Source organism: Streptomyces sp. NPDC111520, from assembly GCF_055635295.1.
Genome location: NZ_JBVKBW010000024.1, coordinates 87,533 through 108,355, shown reverse-complemented (window position 1 = coordinate 108,355; position 20,823 = coordinate 87,533). Strand labels below are relative to the sequence as shown.

Genomic DNA, 20,823 nt, shown 5'->3' with positions numbered 1-20,823 from the left:
GTGGTGCAGTCCTAGACAGCTCCACCACACCGGAGGTCTTCGCCTTGATCAAGCCCCCGCAGGTGTCAACAACGCTCGTGATCAATACACCTAGCGGCCATCGTGTTCGTGGCGACGTCGGGGTGCACGTGGCAACAGCTGCCCGCTCCGTCGTTCGGACCGTCGGGAGCGACCGCCCATCGCCGGTTCACGGAGTGGACCAAGGCCAGGGTGTGGGCAAAGCGGCACCGCCTGGTGCTCGACGAACTCGGCTCGCGCGGTGAGCTGGACTGGAGCCGGTGCGCTATCGACTCGGTGAACATGCGGGCCCTGAAAGGGGGACCTGACAGGTCCGAATCCTGTCGACCGGGGCAAGAAGGGGTCGAAGATCCACTTGATCACCGAAGGCTCCGGTCTGCCCGTCTCCATCGGGATCTCGGGAGCGAACACACACGACAGCCAGGTCCTGATACCCCTGATCCGCGGCATACCTCCGATCCGCTCCCGCCGCGGACCACGCCGGCGAACAGCCCTCCAAGCTCTACGCGGACAAAGCCTACGACTACGCTCACCTGCGACGATGGTTACGGCAACGAGGCATCGCCCACCGTATCGCCCGCAAGGGCATCGAGTCCTCCGCACGCCTGGGCCGACATCGCTGGAAGATCGAACGCACCATGGCCTGGCTCGCCGGCTGCCGCCGTCTCCACCGCCGCTACGAGCGCAAAGCCGAGCACTTCCTCGCCTTCACGAGCATCGCCTGCACCCTCATCTGTTACCGGCGGCTCGCCTGATGATGTGGGCCCGCAGCAGATTCACCGCCAGGTCATGACCGTAGTGGGCGGCCATGTCCAGGGGGGTGTGACCGTCTGGATCCGCGAGCTCCGGGTCTGCGCCGAAGGCAAGCAGCACATCAGTGATGTGAACGGTCAGTGGCTTACCGCTCTGCAGGGATCCGTCACCCTCCGCATCGATGGCGTGGGTCAGCAACGTCATGTTGCTGAAAACCTCGTCGGGGTCAGCGCCGTCGGCCAGCAACCGGGCGAGGGCCTCCGCATCGTCGTGCTCGACCGCGTGATGGGCGGGTGTCCAGTAGTTACTCACCAAGGCATCCAACCGCCATCGCGACCCGCCTGCCAGCGTCTGGCTTTGTTCACGAGAACGGACAGCAGATGTTCACCACTTCGGGAGGTACGAGGCACGTTGAGGATTCGAACGGTGACGCTTCACGTCGTGGCGATGCCCCGCTGCGCAGCGGGTGAGAAACACGTTGGCTGGTCCGCCGCGGAGCTGCGACGATGCCTTCTGTTTTTCTAGCGGAGGACGTTTGTTCGCTTTCGTGTGTGCAGGGTGCGGTGCCAGGCTGACCATCCCGCTGTCCCAGGTCGCACTGCCGACCCACGCCCGTCAGAAGTACGGGAACGGGATTCAGCTCCCGGTGCTCATGGAGTCGGGCACGTTCGCTGTGGATCCGGAGCCCTGGGGGCCGCCGTGGCGGAGCGGGGAGGAGATCGATCCGGAGGAGGCGGCAACCCGCGGCATCTACGCGCCGGTCCACGCCTTGTCCGAGGGCGCGCCCGGCACGATCGTCATCGCACCTGGGGATACCCGTGGCACCGTGCTGCTCCCGGAGAAAGCCGGCGGCTACTGCTGTGGCCTCGACTGGGGTGACGGCCCCAACATGGCCTGCGAGGCGTGCGGCCTGCTTGTGGCGAACCGGATCGACGACTGCTCACTCTGGCAGGCGGTCTGGCTCGCGCCAGACGCCGTTCGCCGCGTCACTGTCGACAACGCCGGCATCGCGATGCTCTCCTGGGCGGAACTGCTGGTGGAAGGAAAGGGCACGCCCCCTGTTGCGCCGATCACCAGATGGGGTTCGCTGCTCGGGCTTTACCACTGGTGGTCATGGAGCCCGCAGTGGGAGGCGGCAGTCGGCCGGGCGCTCGCTCACCTGCTGGCAGCCTCGGAAGGTCGGCCGGTGAAGGTTCCGCACGGCCTGATCGCGGAAGTGTTCCAACGCGCCCTCGATGCTCTGCTGCCTGCGGGCCCGCCGGCGCGGCGCGCCTTCCTGGCCGGACCGGGGCTGTCCGACCCCGACGCGGACGCCGACATACTCCTCCTGCCGACCCACCCGCAGACAGGAGAGCTCTGGAGCCCGACCGGCCCGGCCGCCTCGGCATACCCGGTACCGCTGCCATTCGGGGTGTGGATGTGGCTGGCCTTCCCCGAGCCACACCTACCCCTCCCCGCCTCGGGCACCATGCCCGACGGCGTTCTCCGCGACGACCCGCCCGCGCCGCGTCCCCATCACCTGTTCCGGGCCGACCCGGGGACCTTCGAGCACACCCTGGTTCGGCTGCCGGCCGTCCGCAGCCGATGGCTGCGCGAGATCCTCGAGAACCTCACGCAGTACATGCGCGCCGGCCTTTTCTAGCCGGATGACAGGGGGCGCCCGTACTCACTCTCCGAAACCGCTGCTATCGAACAGTGCCGGGCAGGGGTGCCTCCCGAAGTGGTGAACATCTGCTGTCCGTTCTCGTGGACAAAGCCACAGCGTCCATCTCCGTTGGTAACAACCATTTGAGATGACTTCTTAAGCCCTCAGCGGTTCGGGGCCCCACGCTGACGTGCCCGGCCGATCGCCGCCGTCGACGGCACCCGGCACGTCTTCTCTCACCTCCGATCGTACTCAAGCCCGCAGGTCAACAGCCGGGCTACTTCCTTGCAATAACCTCAAAGTCACCGGTATTGCATCTAGACCGCAGCGTCCACCGCGGCCGGCGGCTCACCGAGATCAAGGTCAAAGTTCATCACTCGGTGAAATCGACTGAGGGCGTTCCACAGTCCGACGGACATGACGAGTTCGACGAGCTCTCCGGGTGTGAAGGCGTCCCGCATTTGAGCCAGCAACTCAGGGTCGACTCCGGTGACGCTGCCGCTCCGGTCGGTGACCGGGATGTCGACCGTCAGAGCGCGCGTGAACTCAAAGGCGCGGCGCTCCCTGGTGGTGAACGACGCGAAGTCGCCGGCGGCGAGCCGCTCCAGTTCCTTCTCGCTGACGCCCTTGGCCAACGCCGAGTAGCAGCGGTGGCTCGTTGTGTACCGGCAGTGGTTGAGCAGGGCAACGTAAACTGCGGTGAGTTCCTTGACGCGCTGGTCCAGTGCTCCGGGACCGCTGACGGCGCGGACGAACGGCAGGTACGTCGCGAACATGCCGGGGCTGTTGGCGATGGCTAGCCAGGTATTGAGCAGCGTGCCGAACGACTCCTCCCCCGCCTCGATCAATGGCAGGTCGATCGGATCCATCTGCTCTTTGCTCACCAGCGGTACGAGTGCCATGTCAGGACCTCCGTCAGTCGGATGGTGATGGTTTGCACATATTGGTCAGCCATGTCGAAGCACTTCCACAATGGACGCCCAGTCGTGGTCGGCCCCGCCCTGGTCGATTGCGGCCTCGAAGGTCCGTCGCAGTGCGGGCATCGCGGGCAGGTCCAATCCGACCGAACTGGCGGCGGCCTCAGCCAGACCGAGGTCTTTCGCGCCCAGTGCGGTACGGAAGCCCGCGGGTAGGTATACGCGGTCCGCCATCAGCTTGCCGTATCCCTGGTACACCGGGCCCGGCAGCAGGGTTCCCGAGATCAGCTCCCGCAGTTCGTGCGGGTCGACCCCATGGCGCTCCGCCAGCGTGAAGCCCTCTGCCATCGCCTCCAGCGCGTGGATGATCAGGAGGTTCATGGTGATCTTCACGACGTTGGCCTGCCACGCTTCGTCGCCCACACGCCACGTCCGCCTGCCGAGCACAGAGAGCACCGGTTCCAGGGAATCGATCAACCGACTGTTTCCGGCGGCGAGGAGGTTCAACTGCCCCGCCTCGGCGACGGACGGGCGTCCCAGCACCGGGACCGCCAGGTAGCCGACCCCGGCGGTCCGGTGCTTCTCGGCCATGGCCCGTCCGGCTTCCACCGAAATCGTGGACATGCCGACGTGGACGGCCTCCGGCCCGGCAGCGGCGAGCACCGCGTCGTCGAAGACCGCGGCGACCGCGGCGTCGTCGGCCAGTGCGGACAGCACGGGTCCAGCGGCGAACAGTTCGGCAACGGACTCGGCGCGCTCGGCGCCCAACCCTACGAGCTCGTCGCAGGCCTCGGGTGTCCGGTTCCAGACGGTCACCCCGAAGCCCTCCGCCAGCAGGCGGCGGACCATGCCCTGACCCATGTTGCCCAGACCCGCGATGGACACCTGTCTCATGCGAAGCTCCCTCACCCGTGGTCAGATGACGGACTTGCCGAGACCGCCGTCGACCTGGAGGACCTGCCCGGTCACGTACGAGGCGAGGTCCGAGGCCAAGAACAGCGCCGCGGCCGCGATCTCCTCCGGGCGCCCCCAGCGGCCGAGGCGGATCCCGAGGTTCTCGACCATGCCCTCCCGCACCTGCTCGGCCGTGAGGTTCTTCGCCTTCGCGGTGGCCTCATGACGGTCGCGCCAGACCTGGGTGAGCGTCATGCCCGGCGAGATGCCGTTCACCAGCACGCCCTGCGGGGCCGCTTCGGCGGCCAGGTAGCTGGTCAGGGCGACCACGGCCGCGTTCACCGCGGCAGCGACACCGATGTTCGGGACGAGCACGTGCGCGGCCATGCCGGCGACGTTGATGATGCGTCCGGTTCCGTCCTTCTCGATGAGCGGAAGGGCGGCGCGTGCGACCCGCAGGTACCCGACGGCCTTGGCGTTCAGGGCGTCGGCGAGGACGGCCTCCTCGGCGTCCGCCAACGGGCTGACGGCGAGCAGCGGAGCAGCGCAGTTGACGACGATGTTCAGCCGGCCCTGCCACTCGTGGACCTGGCGCAGCGCGTCGGCCACCGCCTCGTCGTCGTTGACGTCCGTCACCACGGAGAGCACCGGGCTGCCACCGCGTCCGGCAAGCCGCTCGGTGGCCGCCTCCAGCTTCGCCTTGTTGCGGCCCAGGACGGCCACGGCCGCGCCTTGTGCGTGAAGTGCCTCGGCCGTGGCGAGGCCCAGTCCGCTGCCGCCGCCCGTGACGAGAGCCACGCGTCCGTCCAGTCCGATCCCAAGGGTCATTTCCGTTTCTCCGTCCGTCGATTCCGTACTGCTTCTTAAAACGTCAATCGTGATCGTCCGTCACGGACGGGAAAGCGACAAGGGCGATTAACGCCGTGGAGGGTTCCGCCGGATCCGGTTAACGCTTCCCTAACCGTTCACGCCATAGGATCTCTCCCCGCAAAGGCTTCTGCAATCGACGACTTCCGTCGACGGAGCGGGACCGCCGTCCATGAGCGGACAGGGGAACTCCGGGTTCGAGGACCCGGGGTGACCGGACCGTCGCGCTGTCGGATCAGCTCCAGCTCGAGAAAGCGGAGAATATCAATGACCCAGCCAGTCGGCAGGGAAACGTCGGTCGACGACATCGTCCGAAATTCGAGTATCGAGATCATTCCCCTCAAGGGTGCGGAGGAGAAGGTCACGGTCGTGCCTGCCGGCACGACCGTGACCATCACCTGCTCGCCCAGGTTTGGGCTGGCGCGCACTCTCGACCACGTCGAGGCGGCATGCAGGACGGGGCACCGGGTCGTGCCGCACCTGGCGGCCCGGATGGTCGGCGATCGCCGGGAGCTGCGGGAGTTCGTCCGCAGGATCACCGACCTCGGCGTCGACGACCTTTACGTGGTCGGCGGCGACGGAGAGGAACCCGTCGGCAGGTTCGGGGAAGCCGCGGAGATCCTCGAGGAGCTGGGCGAGTTCGACCACACGCTGAAGCGGCTGGGGGTCGGATGTTATCCCGAGGGCCATCCGAAGATAGCCGACGAAACGCTGTTCGCCGCCCTGGCGCGCAAACAGCGGTACGCCGACTACATGGTCAGTCAGCTGTGCTTCGACGCCACCGCCCTGATCCGCTGGTTGGGCGTCGCTCGCGAGCGCGGCGTGACCCTGCCGTTGCGCATCGGCGTCGCGGCCCCGCTGCAGACGAGGAAGCTGATCGAGCTCTCGATCAAGATCGGTGTCGGCCAGTCGGTGCGGTTCCTGTCCAAGCAGCACGGCGTGGTCGGCAACCTCCTTCTCGGGCGGGCCTACGAGCCCATGGACCTGCTGCTCGCGCTCGGCAAGGGGATCTCGTTCGACGATCTCGGGGTCGAGGGACTGCACTTGTTCTCGTTCAACCAGGTCGAGATCACCCTCGACTGGCTCTCCCGCGCCGGCACCGCGGAGAGGGCGGGATAGCTCAACGACCCCGATTTCGGCACCGGCAAGCCCCCACGAACCGAAGACAGGGCGTGACCCCATGAATCTCGACGAGAAGATCCAGAAGAGCGGCAACGTGGCGGACATGCTTCGCAATGCGCCACAGGGCCCCTATGCATATCCCATGCGTGCCGAGTACACCAATTGGCGGGACGAACAACGCGCTTGGAAGGAGAGCGCCGTTCTGTTCGACCAGTCCCACCACATGACGGACATCTACTTCAAGGGTCCGGACGCGCTGCGGCTGATGTCCGACCTGGGAGTCAACGGATTCAAGAACTTCGGCAGGAACAAGGCCAAACAGCTCATCGTGTGCAACTACGACGGCCATTTCGTCGGTGACGCCATCCTGTTCGGCTTCGAGGACGACGAGTTCAGCCTCGTGGGCCGGCCGGTCGCTCCCAACTGGGTCGCTTTCCACGCGGAGACCGAAGACTACCGGGTCGCCGTCACTCGTGACGAGCGCTCCATCGCCAACAACGGCAGGAGGCTCACCTTCCGTTTCCAGCTCAACGGCCCCGCCACCCACAAAATCGTCGAGAGGGCGGTCGGCGCTCCACTGCCCCGCATCAGGTTCTTCACCATGGGCGAGTTCGAGATAGCCGGTGTCCCGGTGCGCGCGCTGAACCACACCATGGTCGGTGTCCCCGGGCTCGAGTTCACCGGACTCGAACTCGTCGGACCGTCGGAGCACTCCGAGCGGGTCAGAGAGGCACTCCTGGAGGCGGGCGAGGACTTCGGGCTGCGCCAAGGCGGCGCACGGGCCTACCCGTCCACGGCCATCGAGTCCGGATGGATACCCGCGCCGGTGCCGGCCATATACACCGGCGAGGCGATGCGGCCCTTCCGGGAGTGGCTGTCCGCGGACGGCTTCGAGGCGAACGCATCCATCGGCGGCAGCTTCGTTTCGGACGACATCAAGGACTACTACGTCACCCCGTGGGACCTGGGCTACGGACACGTCATCAGGTTCGACCACGAGTTCATCGGCCGGGCGGCCCTGGAGCGGATGGCTACGTTGCCGCACCGAAGGAAGGTGTGGCTGCGCTGGAACGACCGGGACACCGCCGAACTGATCGCCGACAGCCTCTTCGGCGGCGGGTTGCACGCGAAGTACCTGGAGATGCCGGTGTCCAACTACGCCACCAATTCCTACGACCAGGTCCTCGTCGACGGACGCCTGGTGGGAGTCTCCGCCAACGCCGGCTACAGCGTCAATGTGGGCGGCTGGTCCTCACTGGCCATGGTGGACGAAAGCGAGGCGATCGACGGCCGTGAGGTGACGATCGTTGTCGGCGAGGAGAACGGCGGATCGGCCAAGCCCACCGTCGAACGCCACGTACAGCGCCGCATCCGCGCGACGCTCCGCACCCAGCCGCTCGTATGACGGCGTCCCACTACAGCATGCCTGGGTGGCCCGACCTACGGCGGAGGACGTGATCGGTTTGACCTCGATGCGCTATGTACTGACCCTGACCTGTGTCGATAGGCCTGGGATCGTCTACCACGTCTCGAAGTTCCTGCTTCGCAACGGGTGCACCGTGGTGGAGAGCCAGCAGTTCACCGACCGTGCGGCGGACAAATTCTTCATGCGGGTGGAGTTCGAGGCCACGGACGCGCACACGACGGCCGACTCCTTGCGAACGGATTTCGGCACGGTATCGGAACAGTTCTCCCCGGAATGGCGACTGCTGGAAGCCGCCAGAAGGCAACGGATCCTCATCATGGCCAGCAGGTTCGGGCACTGCCTGAACGACCTGCTGTTCCGGGCTTTCAACGGAGGGCTGGACGTCGAGGTCGCGGGCGTCGTCTCCAACCACGCGGACCTTCGTTACCTCGCCGAGGCCTACGGCGTCGCCTACCACCACATCCCGATCACCCAGGGGACCAAGGCGGCTGCCGAGAGGGAACTGGTCGGCCTGGTCCGTGACCTCGAGGTGGACCTCGTGGTGCTGGCCCGCTACATGCAGATCCTGTCCGCCGACCTCTGCAAGACGCTCGATGGACGCGCCATCAACATCCACCACTCCATGCTCCCCAGCTTCAAGGGTGCCCGACCGTACTACCAGGCACACGACAGGGGCGTGAAGATCGTGGGTGCCACCGCGCACTACGTGACTGCCGATCTCGACGAGGGGCCCATCATCGAGCAGGAAGTGGCGCGCGTCGACCACTCGATGACCGCCGTCGAGGTGACCACCCTCGGCCGCGACGTCGAATGCCTGGCTCTGTCCCGTGCGGTGCGCTGGCACACCGAGAACCGCGTGCTCCTCGACGGCAACAGAACCGTGGTCTTCCCCTGATCAGGCCACACAGGCCGACGGCAACCGATGGAGGTTCGTTCGATGCCCATCCCCGGTATCACCCGTGTCGACCATTTCGGGATCACGGTTCCCGATCTGGATCAGGCGCGGCAGTTCTTCGAAGAGGTACTCGGCCTCGAGTACCTCTACAGGCTCGGTCCACTGCGGGGCGAGGGCCACTGGATGAGCGAGCACCTGAACGTGCACGACGAGGCGGTGGCACCGCGGATCTACTTCTTCCGACTCGGTGGTCAGGCGATTCTGGAGGTCTTCGAGTACGCATCACCCGACCAGCGATCGGAGCCGCCGCGCAACAGTGACATCGGCGGCCACCACTTGGCACTGTACGTCGAGGACATCGATGCCGCAGTGGCCGACCTGCGTCGGCGCGGAGTGCGGGTGCTGGGTGAACCCACGCGGAGCAAGGGCCCCCACGAGGGCCAGCGCTGGGTGTACTTCCTGGCGCCCTGGGGGCTGAACTGCGAGCTGGTCTCCTACCCTGAGGGCAAGGCGTACTTCCGTGACCCGCAGGCATTCGCCTGAGCCGCTTCGTCAGGCACCGGCTCGTCGGCCGGCACACGCTGAGCGCGTGCCGGCTCGAACAGCCTGAGCAGCTTCACACCAACAGCCCGGCCCCTTCGTCCAGGACGCAGGAGCCGGGCTGATGCGTACATCGTTGTCGGTCGCCGGCTCTCGTCACACGCTCCGCCTTCCGCGTTAATCCGCCCTGGCGGAATCGAGCGGGTGCACACCATGAACGCTGTCGGCGAGGGCGGCTCGGGTTCACCCCTCTCCCTCCTCGCCCGTGTCCATCACGCGACGACGACTGCGGACCGCTGATTGCGAGGCAATTAACGCCCCTTCCACCACACTCAAGCCCGCCACATTCTGCCAAGGTGGGAGGAGAACCTCATGACTTACCACATCTCACGCGCCTCCGAACGTGAGTGGGTCGACGTCAAGGACGTGCCGGGACTACGCCAAGCGCTGATGGTCGGCGAGATCCACGGATCGCACCACATGGAGATCTCCCTCTACGAACTCGAAGCAGGCGCCACGCTCGGCTGGTACCGCTGCCCGTTCGAGGAGTCGTGGTTCGTGACGGCCGGCAACGGGCGTGCCGCAATAGCCGGGCTGGAGTACGACCTCGGCGCTGGGGACTACGGCGTGGCCCCCGTCGGGCTCGCGCACTCCCTGTCGGCCGGGGACCAGGGTTTGAGCTGGTTCTCCGTCCGGGCACCGAAGCCGCCCACGTTCGACGGCGCGCGCAGCAGCATCTCGACGCTGCCGCTCTCCGGCGAGTACCTGGGACGGCCGTCGGAGACCGACCCCCGGCACCGCTTCGTCGGGCACTTCAGTGAGTCGGACGTGGCCCCGCACGGCGATCTGGCCATGCCCGGGTACCACGGCCCCAACATCAAGAACATCAGCATCCGCATGATGGTCGACCAATTGCTGGGCGCCCAGCACCACACCACCTTCATCGCCAGCATCGCGCCGCGCTCCGGCCCCGGCAAGGCCGCCAAGGTGCACTACCACCCCTTCGAAGAGATCTACTACTTCATCGGAGGAGGCATGCGCGGATGGATCGACGGCAACGAGGAGGTCACCGAAACCGGCGACCTCGTATGGGTGAGCACCGACGGCACCCACGGCTTCGTCAACGACCGTGACGAGCCCGCACGCTGGATCGAGGTGCAGTCGCCCGTGCCGCCGACGTCGGACGCCTTCTTCTTCCCGGACGACTGGCGCGCGCTGCCCTCGGACGGGGAAACCCGATGACCTCCGCGGCCACCTCCACGTTCGGCCTGAACACCGTCGACTGGGAGCGCCGTATCGACGTCGACGGGCTCCGCGACGACCGGCTGCAAAGGCTCCGAGAGCAACTGGAGGCATCGGAGCTGGGCGCCGTCCTCGCATTCGACTTCACCAACATCCGCTACATGACCGCCACCCACATCGGCACCTGGGCGGTCGACAAGCTGATCCGGTTCGCCCTTCTGGTGCGAGGCGGCGAACCCATCGTGTGGGACTTCGGTTCGGCTGCGCGGCACCATCAACTGTATGCACCGTGGCTCGACCACCCGAACAACGAGCGCAACCCGTCGGGCGCGCGAGCCGGCATCTCCACCCTGCGCGGCGCGTTCGATCCCAACGCCGGTGTCGCGGCCGAGGTGGCCCGTAAGGTGCGCCACGAACTCGACCTCTACGGCCTGGCCGGAGAACCGGTGGGCGTGGACGTCATCGAGATGCCCGTTCTGGCAGCGCTGCAGGACGCCGGCGTGACCGTGACCGACGGTCAACAGGTTTTCCTGGAGGCCCGCCGCATCAAAACCGACACGGAGATCACGCTGCTGACACAGGCGTGCGCCATGGTGGACGCCGCATACGACTCCCTGTACACGTTCCTGCGCCCCGGCGTACGCGAGAACGAGTGCGTCGGGTTGGTCAGCAAGGCCTTGTACGACCTGGGCTCCGAGCACGTGGAGGGGGTGAACGCGATCTCCGGCGAGCGGTGCTCCCCGCACCCGCACGTCTACTCCGACCGCATCATCCGGCCCGGTGACCCCGCGTTCTTCGACATCCTGCACAGTCACATGGGGTACCGCACCTGCTACTACCGCACCTTCGCGGTCGGCAGCGCGTCCCCGGCGCAGCGCGACGCCTACACGCGATGCCGCGAGTACATGGATCGGGCCATCGAACTTGTGAAGCCGGGTGCCACGACCGCGGACATCGTCTCTGTGTGGCCGACGGCCCAGGAGTTCGGCTTCCCAGATGAGGAGGCCGCCTTCGCCCTGCAGTACGGCCACGGCGTGGGACTGTCGATCTGGGAGAAGCCGATTTTCTCCCGCCTGGTCTCGCTGGACCATCCAGAGGTCCTCGAGAAGGGCATGGTGTTCGCCCTCGAGACCTACTGGCCGTCTTCCGACGGCCTGGGGGCCGCCCGGATCGAGGAGGAGCTGGTCGTCACCGAGGACGGCTGCGAGGTGATCACGAAGTTCCCGGCGGAGGAGCTGCTGGTCGCAGGGCAGCGCTACTTCGCCGTCGGCGGCCCGCTACCCACGCTCCGGGAACCCCAGTCGCACCGCAACCGTCCCGCCACCGACCTGTTCGACCCGGCGTCCTGACGGTCCGGACATGACCGAAGCGGTGGCCGGCCTCGGGCCGAACCGGTCGCCGTACTCGCGGAGCCACTGCCCGGGGCTGCCCGGCCAGCCCTGACACGGGCGCCCCGGGCGGTGTCCGCCCGCCTCCGGCACCGGGCGAACACGACGTCGGCACCGCGCCCTACCCGGCCTGCGACCCCGTCAGGCCGGACGAAGCCCCTGACGGAAAGCGAGGAACCATGACGCGGACAAGCCGCGGAACCGACATCCCACCCGTCCCCCAGAACGCACTCGGCCCGGAGGTACCGCCGGCCGGCTACCTGGTCCAGGAGATCGTCGACGGCGTCCACTGGATCACGGACGGCGGATACCAGTGCGCGTTCGTCGTGTGCGACGACGGGGTGATCGCCATCGACGCACCCCCGTCGCTCGGCGACCTCGTCACCCGCGCCATCCGCGATGTGACCAGTAAGCCCGTCACCCACGTGGTCTACACGCACTTCCACGGCGACCACATCGGCAGGGTCGACCAGTTCCCCGACGACGCCGTGCGGATCGCGCAGCAGGAGACGCACTCGATGCTGCGCGAGACCGGCGACCCGCTGCGCAGGCTCCCGGACGTGACCTTCAAGGACTCGTACCGCATCGAGGTCGGCGGCCAGGTCCTCGAGATGCACTACAAGGGCAGCAACCACGCACCAGGCAACAGCTTCGTCCATCTGCCCCGGCAGAAGGTCCTGCTGCTGGTCGACGTGATCTACCCGGGGTGGGTGCCGTTCACCAACATCGCCCAGTCCAAACACATCCCCGGATTCATGGCACACCATGATCACGCCCTCGCGTTCGACTTCGACACGATGATCACCGGGCACCTGACCCGGCTCGGCACACGCCAGGACGTCGAGACGCAGCGCGAGTACATGCTCGACATCCGTGAGGCCGCCCAGCACGCGCTGGAGATCACGCCCGTCAAGCGCGCCCTCGCACGTGACACCGTCGGCACGCATCACATCTACGAGTACTTCAAGACCATGTACGAGGGGGCGGCCGCGGAGGCGGCCAGGCCGGTCATCGACAAGTGGTCCGGCCGGCTCGGCGGAGTGGAGACCCTCGGGGTGAACCACGTGCTGACGATGTATCACAGCCTGCGTCTGGACGGCAATGTCGAGCCCCACGTGGTCTTCTTCCCGCCCACCGACGGCAGCGCCGGCGCCGATCACGTGTGCTGACGGAGAGCCGCCCGAACGGGCTCCCGGACCGGCACGGTCCGGGAGCCCGTTCGGCCGCTCGCCACGCAGGAGCGTTCATTGCAAACGACAGATCCGAAGAGGCTGCCCATGAGAACTGCCGAGCAAGACATGATTCTGCGGAACGTCCCGGTCGACCTGTTCGTCGGCGGGTCCTGGCGGCCCGCGTCCGACCGCCGCCGGATCCCGGTGCACGATCCGGCGACCGGCCAAGAGATCGCCGACGTGGCGAGCGCTTCGGTCGCCGACGGGCTCGCCGCGGTTGGTGCCGCGCACGACGCCGCGTCGGGATGGGCCGCGACCGCGCCACGGACGCGGGCCGAGATCCTGCGGCGTGCCTTCGAACTGATGACCGAGCGCGCCGAGGAGGTGGCAGCGCTGATCGTGCTGGAGAACGGGAAGACGCTGTCCGACGCACGCGGAGAGGTCGCCTACGCCGCCGAATTCTTCCGGTGGTACGCCGAAGAGACCGTGCGGGCGGACGGCACCCTCCAGATCGCACCCTCAGGCACCAACCGCATTCTCGTGGTGCGCAAGCCCGTCGGCGTGTCCGTGCTCGTCACGCCGTGGAACTTCCCGGCAGCCATGGCAACACGGAAGATCGGCCCAGCACTGGCCGCCGGGTGCACGGTCGTCCTCAAACCGGCCAGTGAGACACCCTTGACGGCGCTCGTCCTCGCCCGCATCCTCACCGAGGCGGGGGTGCCCGCCGGCGTGGTGAACGTACTGCCCTCCGCTCGCTCAGGGCCTGTCGTGCAGGCGATGCTGGATGACCCGCGCGTGCGAAAGTTGTCGTTCACTGGCTCGACTGAAGTCGGCAGGCACCTACTCGCGAGCGCGGCCAGGTCCGTCGTCAGTTCGTCGATGGAGCTCGGCGGCAACGCCCCCTTCATCGTCTTCGACGACGCTGATCTCGACACCGCCGTGGAGGCCGCGATGGTCGCCAAGATGCGCAACGGTGGTGAGGCGTGCACTGCTGCGAACCGCTTCTACGTCCAGCGGGGCGCGGCACCCGAGTTCACCGCTCGTCTTGCCGCACGCATGGCGGAACAGAAGGTGGGCCATGGCCTGGACCCGGAAGCGACGCTCGGGCCTCTGGTCAACGCCGCTTCACGGGACAAGGTGGCGCAACTCGTGTGGAGGAGCAATAGTCAAGACTTGTGGGTGGGGCGCTGAGCTTGTTCAGCCTCCGTGGGCTTCGGGGCAGTGCGCTGCGACCCACGTAGCGGTGATGTCGTTGCAGGTGACAATGACCGACCCGGGCCTGAAGGCCATCTCGTGAGTGCAGCCCTGGTCGTGCGGAAGGATCTCGTCCAGGATCAGCGTGCCGAGGGCGTTCCAGGTCGAGGGCTCGTTCGGAGTGCTGATCTGGACGGCTGTCACCCCCGCATAACGAATGACCAGGTCCTCCTCGTGCTTCCAACAGTTGTGACGGAGGCGGAGGTCGAGGGCTTGACCCTCGTCGAGCAACGTCGCCTGGTGGAGCGTCAGGTCCTTGACGCAGCGCTGCCCAGTGAAGTCGTAGTGGCTCGGTTCGGTGGCGAACGCCCTGGCGCCCGGGGGGAGGCTGGTGCTCAGCGCAGGTAGAAGCTCAAGGTAGGGGCCAGGGTCGAGGACCCCGGTCAGTTCGCCGACCCGGGCATCGAGATCGACATACTTCATTGCTCACTCCTGCAATCGTCCAGCGGTCCGCCCTTGGGCGACCTCAGGGTGACATGCCGGCTTGTGCGCCGCTCAGGCATTTCCACCGTTCGTCGACCTCGTCCGCCTCAGCAACCTGCTGTAACTCGTCGAGGAGGCGCTCGCCTGGTTCCGCAGGATGCCGTGGAAGGTCACGCGGCCTGTTCCTCGCGCTCGACCAGGACGCCGTTCTCGAACCGCGCACCGGCACGGACCAGGGACACCAAGTGGGCGCCGGTGATCGCGCGCCACCTAGCCTGGGCCGACTCGACCAGCTTGAACACCATCGCGAGCGCGGCCGCGGGGCTGCCTGCACCGCGGGTGACCTTGGTTCGGAGTTTCACCGTGGAGAAGGTCGACTCGATGGGGTTGGTAGTCCGCAGGTGGATCCAGTGCTCAGCCGGGAAGTCGTAGAACGCGAGGAGTTCGTCCCGGTCGTCGGTGATCTTTGCGACGGCCTTCGGGAACTTGGCTCCGTAGGTCTTCGCGAACACCTCGATCGCCTTCTCGGCATGGATGCGGGACTCCGCGTTGTAGATCTCCTGCATGGCCTTCGTTGCGCCGGGCTGTGCCGACTTCGGCAGGCAGTTCGAGACATTCCGGGCCTTGTGAACCCAGCACCGCTGCGGCCTGGCTGCGGGGAACACCTCGGCGAGCGCCCGCCAAAGGCCCATGGCGCCATCGCCGACCACAAGCTCGGGGTCGCGCATCCCGCGTCGGCGGCAGTCGCGCAGCAGATCGGCCCACGACTCAGTGGACTCTCGCAGTCCCTCGGACAGCGCGATCAGCTCCTTCGTGCCGTCCAGACGGACACCGAGTAGGACCAGGACGCAGGAGCGAGCCTGGCCGAGCCGGACCTTCGGGTGCACGCCGTCGGCCCACACGTAGACGTAGTCGCGGTCGGACAGGTCTCGGGTCTGGAAGGAGGCGTGGTCGTCGCTCCACTGCTTGGTCAGCCTGGTGACGGTGGCCGGGGACAGGCCGGCGGTGCCGCCGAGGAACTGTTCCAGGGCGGGGACGAAGTCTCCGGAGGACAGGCCGTGCAGGTAGAGCAGTGGCAGCACCTCGGAGATCTTCGGCGACTTACGGCACCACGGCGCGAGGATCTTCGAGGAGAACCGCTTGCGCTCGCCCGTGGTGTCGTCGACGCGGCGGTCGTTCACGCGCGGGGCCCGGACCTCGACCGAGCCGGCGGCGGTAACCACGGTACGGGGTCGGTGGTGACCATTGCGGACCACCAGCCGGTGCCCCTGCTCGTCGGTCTCGGCCGTCAACTCGGCTATGTACTGGTTGACTTCAGCTTCCAGAGCGGCGGCCAGCATCCGGCGGGCGCCCTCGCGGACGATCTCATCGATCAGGGATCCGGACTGGGTGGAGCCGTCGTCGGTGACTACGCTGAGCACGGGCGTGCCTTCCCGACCCGCGCTGCAACCCCGGCCTACTCGGTGACCATCACAGGATCAATCGGGAAGGTACGCCTACTGCGTTCCTCCCGGCGTCGATCCACAGGTCTTGAGCATTGCTCCTCGTGGAGGTGACTGTGGCGATGGGCGCATCCGTCGTCACGGGAGGAGCCCCCGTGGACGGTCCCGGCTACTTCTACCTGCCGACGGTGCTCGCCGAGGTACCGCCGGGTGCACCGGTGCTCACTGAGGAGATCTTCGGACCGGTCGCTCCCGTGGTGGTCTTCGACGACGAGGCCGAGGTCATAGCTATGGCCAACGACTCGGAGTACGGCCTCGTGTCCTACGTGTGCACCCGTGATCTCGGAAAGGGACTGCGCGTCGCCGAGGCCATGGATTCCGGCATGGTGGGCCTCAACCGCGGTGTGGTCTCCGACCCGGCGGCGCCGTTCGGCGGAACGAAGCAGAGCGGACTCGGGCGTGAGGGGGGACACGAAGGGCTGATCGAGTTCACCGAGTCGCAGTACATAGCAGTCGAATGGTGAGGACACCTGGCGCGCGGGAGGGGATTCCGCAGACACAGGCCATCGATGCAGGCACCACCGAGGGCATCCGGCACTTCGAACGACTCGGAGGAGCTGCCCCGGACCGCCGGTGCGCCGACACCGGCCTTCACGGCAAGGTGTAGGGTCCTGCGGCCGCCACCCGCGTAACGACTGCCCCTCTGGGGCCATGCGACCCGGCAGGCGCGAGCCTGCCGGGTCGCCGTCGTTCCCTCGCCGGAACGAGTGCACACCGACGCATGGGCGCGCACAGATTCATGCCTACTACGCTAATTCCACGGACACGGACGGCGCCGAAACAACAGCCCGGCTCTCACTGTTGCTGCCGTCCTGGCGGCACCGCGCCGTGCTCGCGGACTTCACGTGACAAGGAGCAGCGGCTGCTCGACAGCCTTGACGAACTCGTTCATCCAGAGCGCGGCATCCGCGCCGTCGGCCGCGCGGTGATCGACGGACAGCACGACCCGTACGATGGTCGCAGAGCTGATCTTCCCGTCCTCACCGACGACCGGTCCGGGCCGGCCCGCGCCCACGGCGAGGATGGCAGCCTGGGGCGGATTGATGATCGCGGAGAATTCCTCCACCCCGTACATGCCAAGGTTCGTGATCGTGAGGGTCCCGCCTTCGAGGTCGCGCTGGGTGAGCCTGCCGTCATCGGCCTGCTGGACGTAGTCCTTGACGCGTTGGGCGACTGCGCTCAGGGACAGGGACTCCACGGACCGGAGTACTGGGGTCACCAGTCCCCGAGAGGAGGCGATGGCAACGCCGATGTCCACGGAGCTGTAGTGCAGCATGCCTTCGTCCTGCCAGACGACGTTCAACTCCGGCACCCGGCGGTGCGCGACCGCGGCCGCCTTGATGAGAAAGTCGTTCATCGAAACGCGCACGGACGACGCGTCGTTGACCTGGCGGCGCAGGTCAAGCAGGCCATCGAGGCGGGCACTGCCCTTGACGTAGAAGTGCGGTGCGGTCTGCTTGCTGCGGGTCAAGCGTTCGGCGACGGAACGTCGCAGCCGGGTGTGCGGTATCAGCTCCGCGGGCGTCGGCCCGGTCGTCCGCCCTGCGGCGACGACGGGCAGGGATGCGGGCTCCGCTCGCCTGACCGGAGCGGGTCGTGAGGGCTGCGGCGGGGCAGCCGCTGCGGCCGGTGTCGCCCCGGCTGCGATCCCGTCCCGTGCCTTCGCGGCGATCACACGCTCGACGTCCTTGCGCACGATGCGGCCATGGGGTCCAGTACCGGACACGTCGGACGGGGACAGACCGGCCTCCTTCAGGAGCCGCCTCGCCAGCGGGCTCGCGAACACGCGTTCCGGCACCGGGGCGACAGGCTGCCACGTGCCCACAGAGGGAGACTCCGTGCGCACGACCGCACCCCCAACGGCCTGTCCGTCACTCTCCGGACGGCCGGAGGCGCCACCCACATTCAGCTCCGCGAGGAGCGCCGCCATGTCGGCAACCTGCTCGCCCGGCGCGAGCAGTACGGCCACCGGCGACCCGACCTCCACCCGCGCGCCTGCGTCGACGAGCGTCTTGGCGAGGGTGGCGTCGAGTTCCGACTCGACCTCGACCATCGCCTTGTCCGTCTCCACCACGGCGATCGGATCGCCGGCGGCGACGTCGGCGCCCTCTTCGACGAGCCACTGCGAAAGCAGCGCCTCCGTCGAGCCCGCAGCAACCTCAGGCATGTGCAGAACCCTGGCCATGACCCCTCCCTCGCTCCTTCCGGTCCTTCATACCGCCAAGAACTCGATGTGTTCGGTCCACGTCAGTCAGCACGGATCTCACGGATCCTCGAGACGATCTCCTCGGTACCGGCGATGGCAGCGCGTTCGAGCACTTTGCTGATGCTCGGAGACGCCTCCGCGCCGGTCACGCGCTGCACTGGCTGGTCCAGCCAGTCGAAGAGGCGGCGCTGGATCTCGTCCGCCAGCCAGCCGCCGTACGAGGTCCCCGAGGCGCCCTGCTCGACGATGAGGACGTTGTTCGTCTTCTTCACGCTCTCCTCGATCGTGGCCCAGTCCACGCTGGCCCGGTCGAGCCACCGCAGGTCGATGACGTCGGCCCGCACTGACCCGATCTCGTCCAGGGCCTCCAGGCACCGGGCCACCATCGAGAGGTAGGAGATGACCGTGAGGTCGTCGCCTCGGCGGCGGACCGCCGCCCGACCCACGGGGATGCAGTAGTCGAAGTCGTCGACCGTCCCCATATCCGAGGAGTTGTACAGGTCCACGTGCTCCACGACGACGACGGGGTCCTTGCACCGCAGCGCGGTGTTCATCAGCCCCACGTAGTCGAAGGGTGTGGTCGGGGCGACGACACGCAGGCCCGCGGCCGTGGTGAGAACCCCCACGGGATCCATCATGTGCTGGGATCCGTATCCCGTTCCCGTCGCAACCTTGCTGCGCAGGACGAACGGTACGTCGTGGTCACCGCCGAACATGTGCCGTGCCTTGGCGACCTGGTTGAACAGCTGGTCTGCCGCCACCCACATGAAGTCGGCGTACATCAGTTCGACGACGGGTTTGAAGCGGCCGTCGAGGGCTATGCCGCCGGCCAGTCCCACGAAGGCATTCTCACTGATGGGCGTGCCGAGGACGCGAGTGGGGAAGCGCTCGGGCAGGTCCTTGGTGGCTCCGTTGGTGCCTCCCTTGAGCTTGTGGACGTCCTCCCCCATCACGACGACGGATGCGTCCTCATTCATCCGGCGCAGCATCACCGCACTGACGGCGTCGATGAACTTGACCGTCCCCGTCGTGCCGGTGAAGCTCTCGGCCTCCTCGAACCTGACGCCGTCGAATTCGCTCAGGTCACCACGGACACCCACGTCGACGAAGCCGGGTTCGGGCCACTCCGACGCCTTGATCCGCCGTCGGCCGGGCTTGCCCCCCGGTACCGGTTCCAGCAGTTCGTCACCCAATGCGGTCATCGTGGCGCGGATGTCCGCCTCCGCGGCGACGACCTCTTCTTCGGTGGCCAGTTCGCGACGGAGTACGTGGCGCTTCACCTCTGCGATCGGATCCCGGTCGCGCCAGGCCTTCTCCTCGCTCTTGTCGCGGTATCCGAAGGCGCTCCCCGGGTAGGGGCCGTTCTGGTGGAAGTAGCGGTAGACGTCCGCCTCGATGATGGTCGGTCCGCCGCCCGCTCGCATGACCTTGAGGGCCTCCTCCATCGCCTGGTACACCGCGAGCGTGTCCATGCCGTCCACCCGCCAGCTGGGGATGTTGAACCCCAGGCCCCGCGCGGACAATCTCGGCTCGGCGGTCACCTCGTCCACATGGGTGGCGACCGCGTACCGGTTGTTCTCGATGAAGAAGCAGATCGGGAGCTTCCACGCGGCAGCCAGGTTGAACGTCTCAAGGACTGAGCCGATGTTCACGGCTCCGTCGCCGAAGTACGTCACCGACACCGCGTCAGTGCCCGCCTGGCGGTGGGCCCACGCGTAACCGGCAGCCTGCGGCACTCCGCCGCCGACGATCGCGTTGGTACCGATCGCACCTGCCTCGTGCCATTGCAGGTGCATGGATCCACCACGGCCGTGGCAGAAGCCGCTCGCAAGGCCGCAGATCTCCGCCAGGGTGCGCTGCAGGACCGTACGGACCTCCGGTGTGATCTCGGCGAGCCTTCCGGTCGGCGCCCCGGCCACGTGGCCGAAGGCCTTGGCCAGGAACTGGTGGTGGCCCCGGTGAGAGCCATTGACCACGTCGTCGCTTCGAAGCGGCAGCACCGACCCAACGGCGCCTCCCTCCTGCCCGATGCTGGAGTGCACCGGACCATGGATCAGACCCTGCCCGGAGAGCTCCAGTACGTACTCCTCGAAGGAGCGGATCCAGAGCAGGTGGCTGAGCATCCGGCGAAGTACATCGCTGTCGGCGCTGTCCCAGTCCGCGGGGGTGGAGCGCAGTTCCACCCAGTTCGACGCCGGACGCAGGCGGTGGTGCGTGGCCATGGAGCCTCCTCGCAACGGGCTCGATGCAGCCCGACGTTGACACACGTTGGATCCAACAACAGCGTCCAAGAAAACCTCGACGGCGTTAATCTGCGGGTTTTCTCCAGGACTTCGCACCGATCGGTTACCTATGGGATCCAATCTCACACCGTTCCCGGAAGGGTCCGGCTGACCCGCGGGCGCGGCACGGCCACCGGGACACCTACTCGTCCGCGCACGCCGCTACGAGTGAATTAACGCTCCGCCGATGACACTCGAGCCGGCCACGGGCTCCCCCGCCTGTTCGGAGACCGCCCCCGCACCGGCCCGCGACTCAAGCACGACAGCACCGCTCATG

General features: G+C 67.2%; 18 protein-coding genes and 1 pseudogene. 11 read left to right on the top strand and 8 right to left on the bottom strand.

Annotation, left to right across the window (positions count from 1 at the left end; translation table 11 throughout):
- Positions 1-90 precede the first annotated feature (90 nt).
- Positions 91-773, top strand: a pseudogene (locus ACZ7MY_RS37580) (IS5 family transposase); the annotation flags it as partial.
- Here the strand turns inward: ACZ7MY_RS37580 and ACZ7MY_RS37575 are convergent.
- Complete coding sequence (locus ACZ7MY_RS37575) at positions 748-1,083, bottom strand: ankyrin repeat domain-containing protein (RefSeq protein WP_499609332.1); 336 nt, start codon at positions 1,081-1,083, stop codon at positions 748-750. The pseudogene ACZ7MY_RS37580 and the gene ACZ7MY_RS37575 sit on opposite strands and share 26 nt — an antisense overlap.
- 223 nt (positions 1,084-1,306) lie before the next feature.
- Here ACZ7MY_RS37575 and ACZ7MY_RS37570 point away from each other — a divergent pair, with 223 nt between their 5' ends.
- Positions 1,307-2,413 carry a hypothetical protein gene (locus tag ACZ7MY_RS37570; protein WP_499609329.1) on the top strand — a complete coding sequence of 369 codons (1,107 nt, stop codon included), beginning with the start codon at positions 1,307-1,309 and terminating at the stop codon, positions 2,411-2,413.
- A gap of 320 nt (positions 2,414-2,733) precedes the next feature.
- On the opposite strand, the gene ACZ7MY_RS37565 is transcribed toward ACZ7MY_RS37570, so the two are convergent.
- The 3 genes from ACZ7MY_RS37565 to ACZ7MY_RS37555 are packed head-to-tail and all read right to left on the bottom strand — an operon-like array spanning position 2,734 to position 5,055.
- Positions 2,734-3,318: a carboxymuconolactone decarboxylase family protein gene (locus ACZ7MY_RS37565; protein WP_499609326.1), complete on the bottom strand. Its 585-nt coding sequence runs from the start codon at positions 3,316-3,318 to the stop codon at positions 2,734-2,736.
- Between the two features lie 45 nt (positions 3,319-3,363).
- On the bottom strand, positions 3,364-4,242 hold the full coding sequence (locus ACZ7MY_RS37560; RefSeq protein WP_499609324.1) for an NAD(P)-dependent oxidoreductase: 879 nt from the start codon (positions 4,240-4,242) through the stop codon (positions 3,364-3,366).
- Positions 4,243-4,248: 6 nt separating this feature from the next.
- Positions 4,249-5,055: an SDR family NAD(P)-dependent oxidoreductase gene (locus tag ACZ7MY_RS37555; protein ID WP_499609321.1), complete on the bottom strand. Its 807-nt coding sequence runs from the start codon at positions 5,053-5,055 to the stop codon at positions 4,249-4,251.
- A 306-nt stretch (positions 5,056-5,361) separates the two neighbouring features.
- On the opposite strand from ACZ7MY_RS37555, the gene ACZ7MY_RS37550 reads away from it, so the two are divergent.
- From ACZ7MY_RS37550 to ACZ7MY_RS37515, 8 genes are all read left to right on the top strand, one after another.
- A complete protein-coding gene (locus ACZ7MY_RS37550; RefSeq protein WP_499609319.1) occupies positions 5,362-6,213 on the top strand; it encodes a methylenetetrahydrofolate reductase in 852 nt (283 codons plus the stop codon).
- A 61-nt stretch (positions 6,214-6,274) separates the two neighbouring features.
- A complete protein-coding gene (locus ACZ7MY_RS37545) occupies positions 6,275-7,621 on the top strand; it encodes an aminomethyl transferase family protein (RefSeq protein ID WP_499609317.1) in 1,347 nt (448 codons plus the stop codon).
- Positions 7,622-7,688: 67 nt separating this feature from the next.
- A complete protein-coding gene (purU, locus tag ACZ7MY_RS37540) occupies positions 7,689-8,537 on the top strand; it encodes a formyltetrahydrofolate deformylase (protein WP_499609341.1) in 849 nt (282 codons plus the stop codon).
- A gap of 42 nt (positions 8,538-8,579) precedes the next feature.
- Entirely contained in the window at positions 8,580-9,080 is a 501-nt protein-coding gene (locus tag ACZ7MY_RS37535) for a VOC family protein (protein ID WP_499609314.1), read from the top strand.
- Positions 9,081-9,449: 369 nt separating this feature from the next.
- Positions 9,450-10,319 (top strand): cupin domain-containing protein, encoded by an 870-nt coding sequence (locus ACZ7MY_RS37530; protein ID WP_499609312.1) that lies wholly within the window; start codon positions 9,450-9,452, stop codon positions 10,317-10,319.
- Positions 10,316-11,668 carry a M24 family metallopeptidase gene (locus ACZ7MY_RS37525; RefSeq protein ID WP_499609309.1) on the top strand — a complete coding sequence of 451 codons (1,353 nt, stop codon included), beginning with the start codon at positions 10,316-10,318 and terminating at the stop codon, positions 11,666-11,668. Before ACZ7MY_RS37530 ends, ACZ7MY_RS37525 begins: the two co-directional genes overlap by 4 nt.
- A 218-nt stretch (positions 11,669-11,886) precedes the next feature.
- Positions 11,887-12,876, top strand: coding sequence for an MBL fold metallo-hydrolase (locus tag ACZ7MY_RS37520; protein WP_499609306.1), 990 nt, complete (start codon positions 11,887-11,889; stop codon positions 12,874-12,876).
- Between the two features lie 108 nt (positions 12,877-12,984).
- Positions 12,985-14,070: an aldehyde dehydrogenase family protein gene (locus tag ACZ7MY_RS37515; RefSeq protein WP_499609304.1), complete on the top strand. Its 1,086-nt coding sequence runs from the start codon at positions 12,985-12,987 to the stop codon at positions 14,068-14,070.
- Positions 14,071-14,076: 6 nt separating this feature from the next.
- Here ACZ7MY_RS37515 and ACZ7MY_RS37510 read toward each other — a convergent pair whose 3' ends face one another.
- Entirely contained in the window at positions 14,077-14,556 is a 480-nt protein-coding gene (locus ACZ7MY_RS37510; RefSeq protein ID WP_499609301.1) for a hypothetical protein, read from the bottom strand.
- Between the two features lie 170 nt (positions 14,557-14,726).
- Positions 14,727-15,977, bottom strand: coding sequence for an IS256 family transposase (locus tag ACZ7MY_RS37505; protein ID WP_499609298.1), 1,251 nt, complete (start codon positions 15,975-15,977; stop codon positions 14,727-14,729).
- Between the two features lie 125 nt (positions 15,978-16,102).
- Between ACZ7MY_RS37505 and ACZ7MY_RS37500 the strand changes: the two genes are divergently transcribed.
- A complete protein-coding gene (locus tag ACZ7MY_RS37500) occupies positions 16,103-16,522 on the top strand; it encodes an aldehyde dehydrogenase family protein (protein ID WP_499609295.1) in 420 nt (139 codons plus the stop codon).
- A 377-nt stretch (positions 16,523-16,899) separates the two neighbouring features.
- On the opposite strand, the gene ACZ7MY_RS37495 is transcribed toward ACZ7MY_RS37500, so the two are convergent.
- Both ACZ7MY_RS37495 and ACZ7MY_RS37490 read right to left on the bottom strand, forming a co-directional pair.
- The gene (locus ACZ7MY_RS37495; protein WP_499609292.1) at positions 16,900-18,243 is read right to left on the bottom strand and encodes a dihydrolipoamide acetyltransferase family protein; all 1,344 of its coding nucleotides are present in this window, start codon (positions 18,241-18,243) and stop codon (positions 16,900-16,902) included.
- A gap of 62 nt (positions 18,244-18,305) precedes the next feature.
- Positions 18,306-20,486, bottom strand: a complete 2,181-nt coding sequence (locus ACZ7MY_RS37490; RefSeq protein ID WP_499609289.1) for an alpha-ketoacid dehydrogenase subunit alpha/beta — start codon at positions 20,484-20,486, stop codon at positions 18,306-18,308.
- Positions 20,487-20,823 lie beyond the last annotated feature (337 nt).

Bases quoted from the DNA above. Each gene is read 5' to 3' on its own strand.
- ACZ7MY_RS37565 (WP_499609326.1), bottom strand. From the start codon at position 3,318: ATGGCACTCGTACCGCTGGTGAGCAAAGAGCAGATGGATCCGATCGAC.
- ACZ7MY_RS37515 (WP_499609304.1), top strand. From the start codon at position 12,985: ATGAGAACTGCCGAGCAAGACATGATTCTGCGGAACGTCCCGGTCGAC.
- ACZ7MY_RS37510 (WP_499609301.1), bottom strand. From the start codon at position 14,556: ATGAAGTATGTCGATCTCGATGCCCGGGTCGGCGAACTGACCGGGGTC.
- ACZ7MY_RS37490 (WP_499609289.1), bottom strand. From the start codon at position 20,486: ATGGCCACGCACCACCGCCTGCGTCCGGCGTCGAACTGGGTGGAACTG.
- ACZ7MY_RS37530 (WP_499609312.1), top strand. From the start codon at position 9,450: ATGACTTACCACATCTCACGCGCCTCCGAACGTGAGTGGGTCGACGTC.
- ACZ7MY_RS37520 (WP_499609306.1), top strand. From the start codon at position 11,887: ATGACGCGGACAAGCCGCGGAACCGACATCCCACCCGTCCCCCAGAAC.
- purU (WP_499609341.1), top strand. From the start codon at position 7,689: ATGCGCTATGTACTGACCCTGACCTGTGTCGATAGGCCTGGGATCGTC.
- ACZ7MY_RS37555 (WP_499609321.1), bottom strand. From the start codon at position 5,055: ATGACCCTTGGGATCGGACTGGACGGACGCGTGGCTCTCGTCACGGGC.
- ACZ7MY_RS37545 (WP_499609317.1), top strand. From the start codon at position 6,275: ATGAATCTCGACGAGAAGATCCAGAAGAGCGGCAACGTGGCGGACATG.
- ACZ7MY_RS37535 (WP_499609314.1), top strand. From the start codon at position 8,580: ATGCCCATCCCCGGTATCACCCGTGTCGACCATTTCGGGATCACGGTT.
- ACZ7MY_RS37525 (WP_499609309.1), top strand. From the start codon at position 10,316: ATGACCTCCGCGGCCACCTCCACGTTCGGCCTGAACACCGTCGACTGG.
- ACZ7MY_RS37495 (WP_499609292.1), bottom strand. From the start codon at position 18,243: ATGGCCAGGGTTCTGCACATGCCTGAGGTTGCTGCGGGCTCGACGGAG.
- ACZ7MY_RS37550 (WP_499609319.1), top strand. From the start codon at position 5,362: ATGACCCAGCCAGTCGGCAGGGAAACGTCGGTCGACGACATCGTCCGA.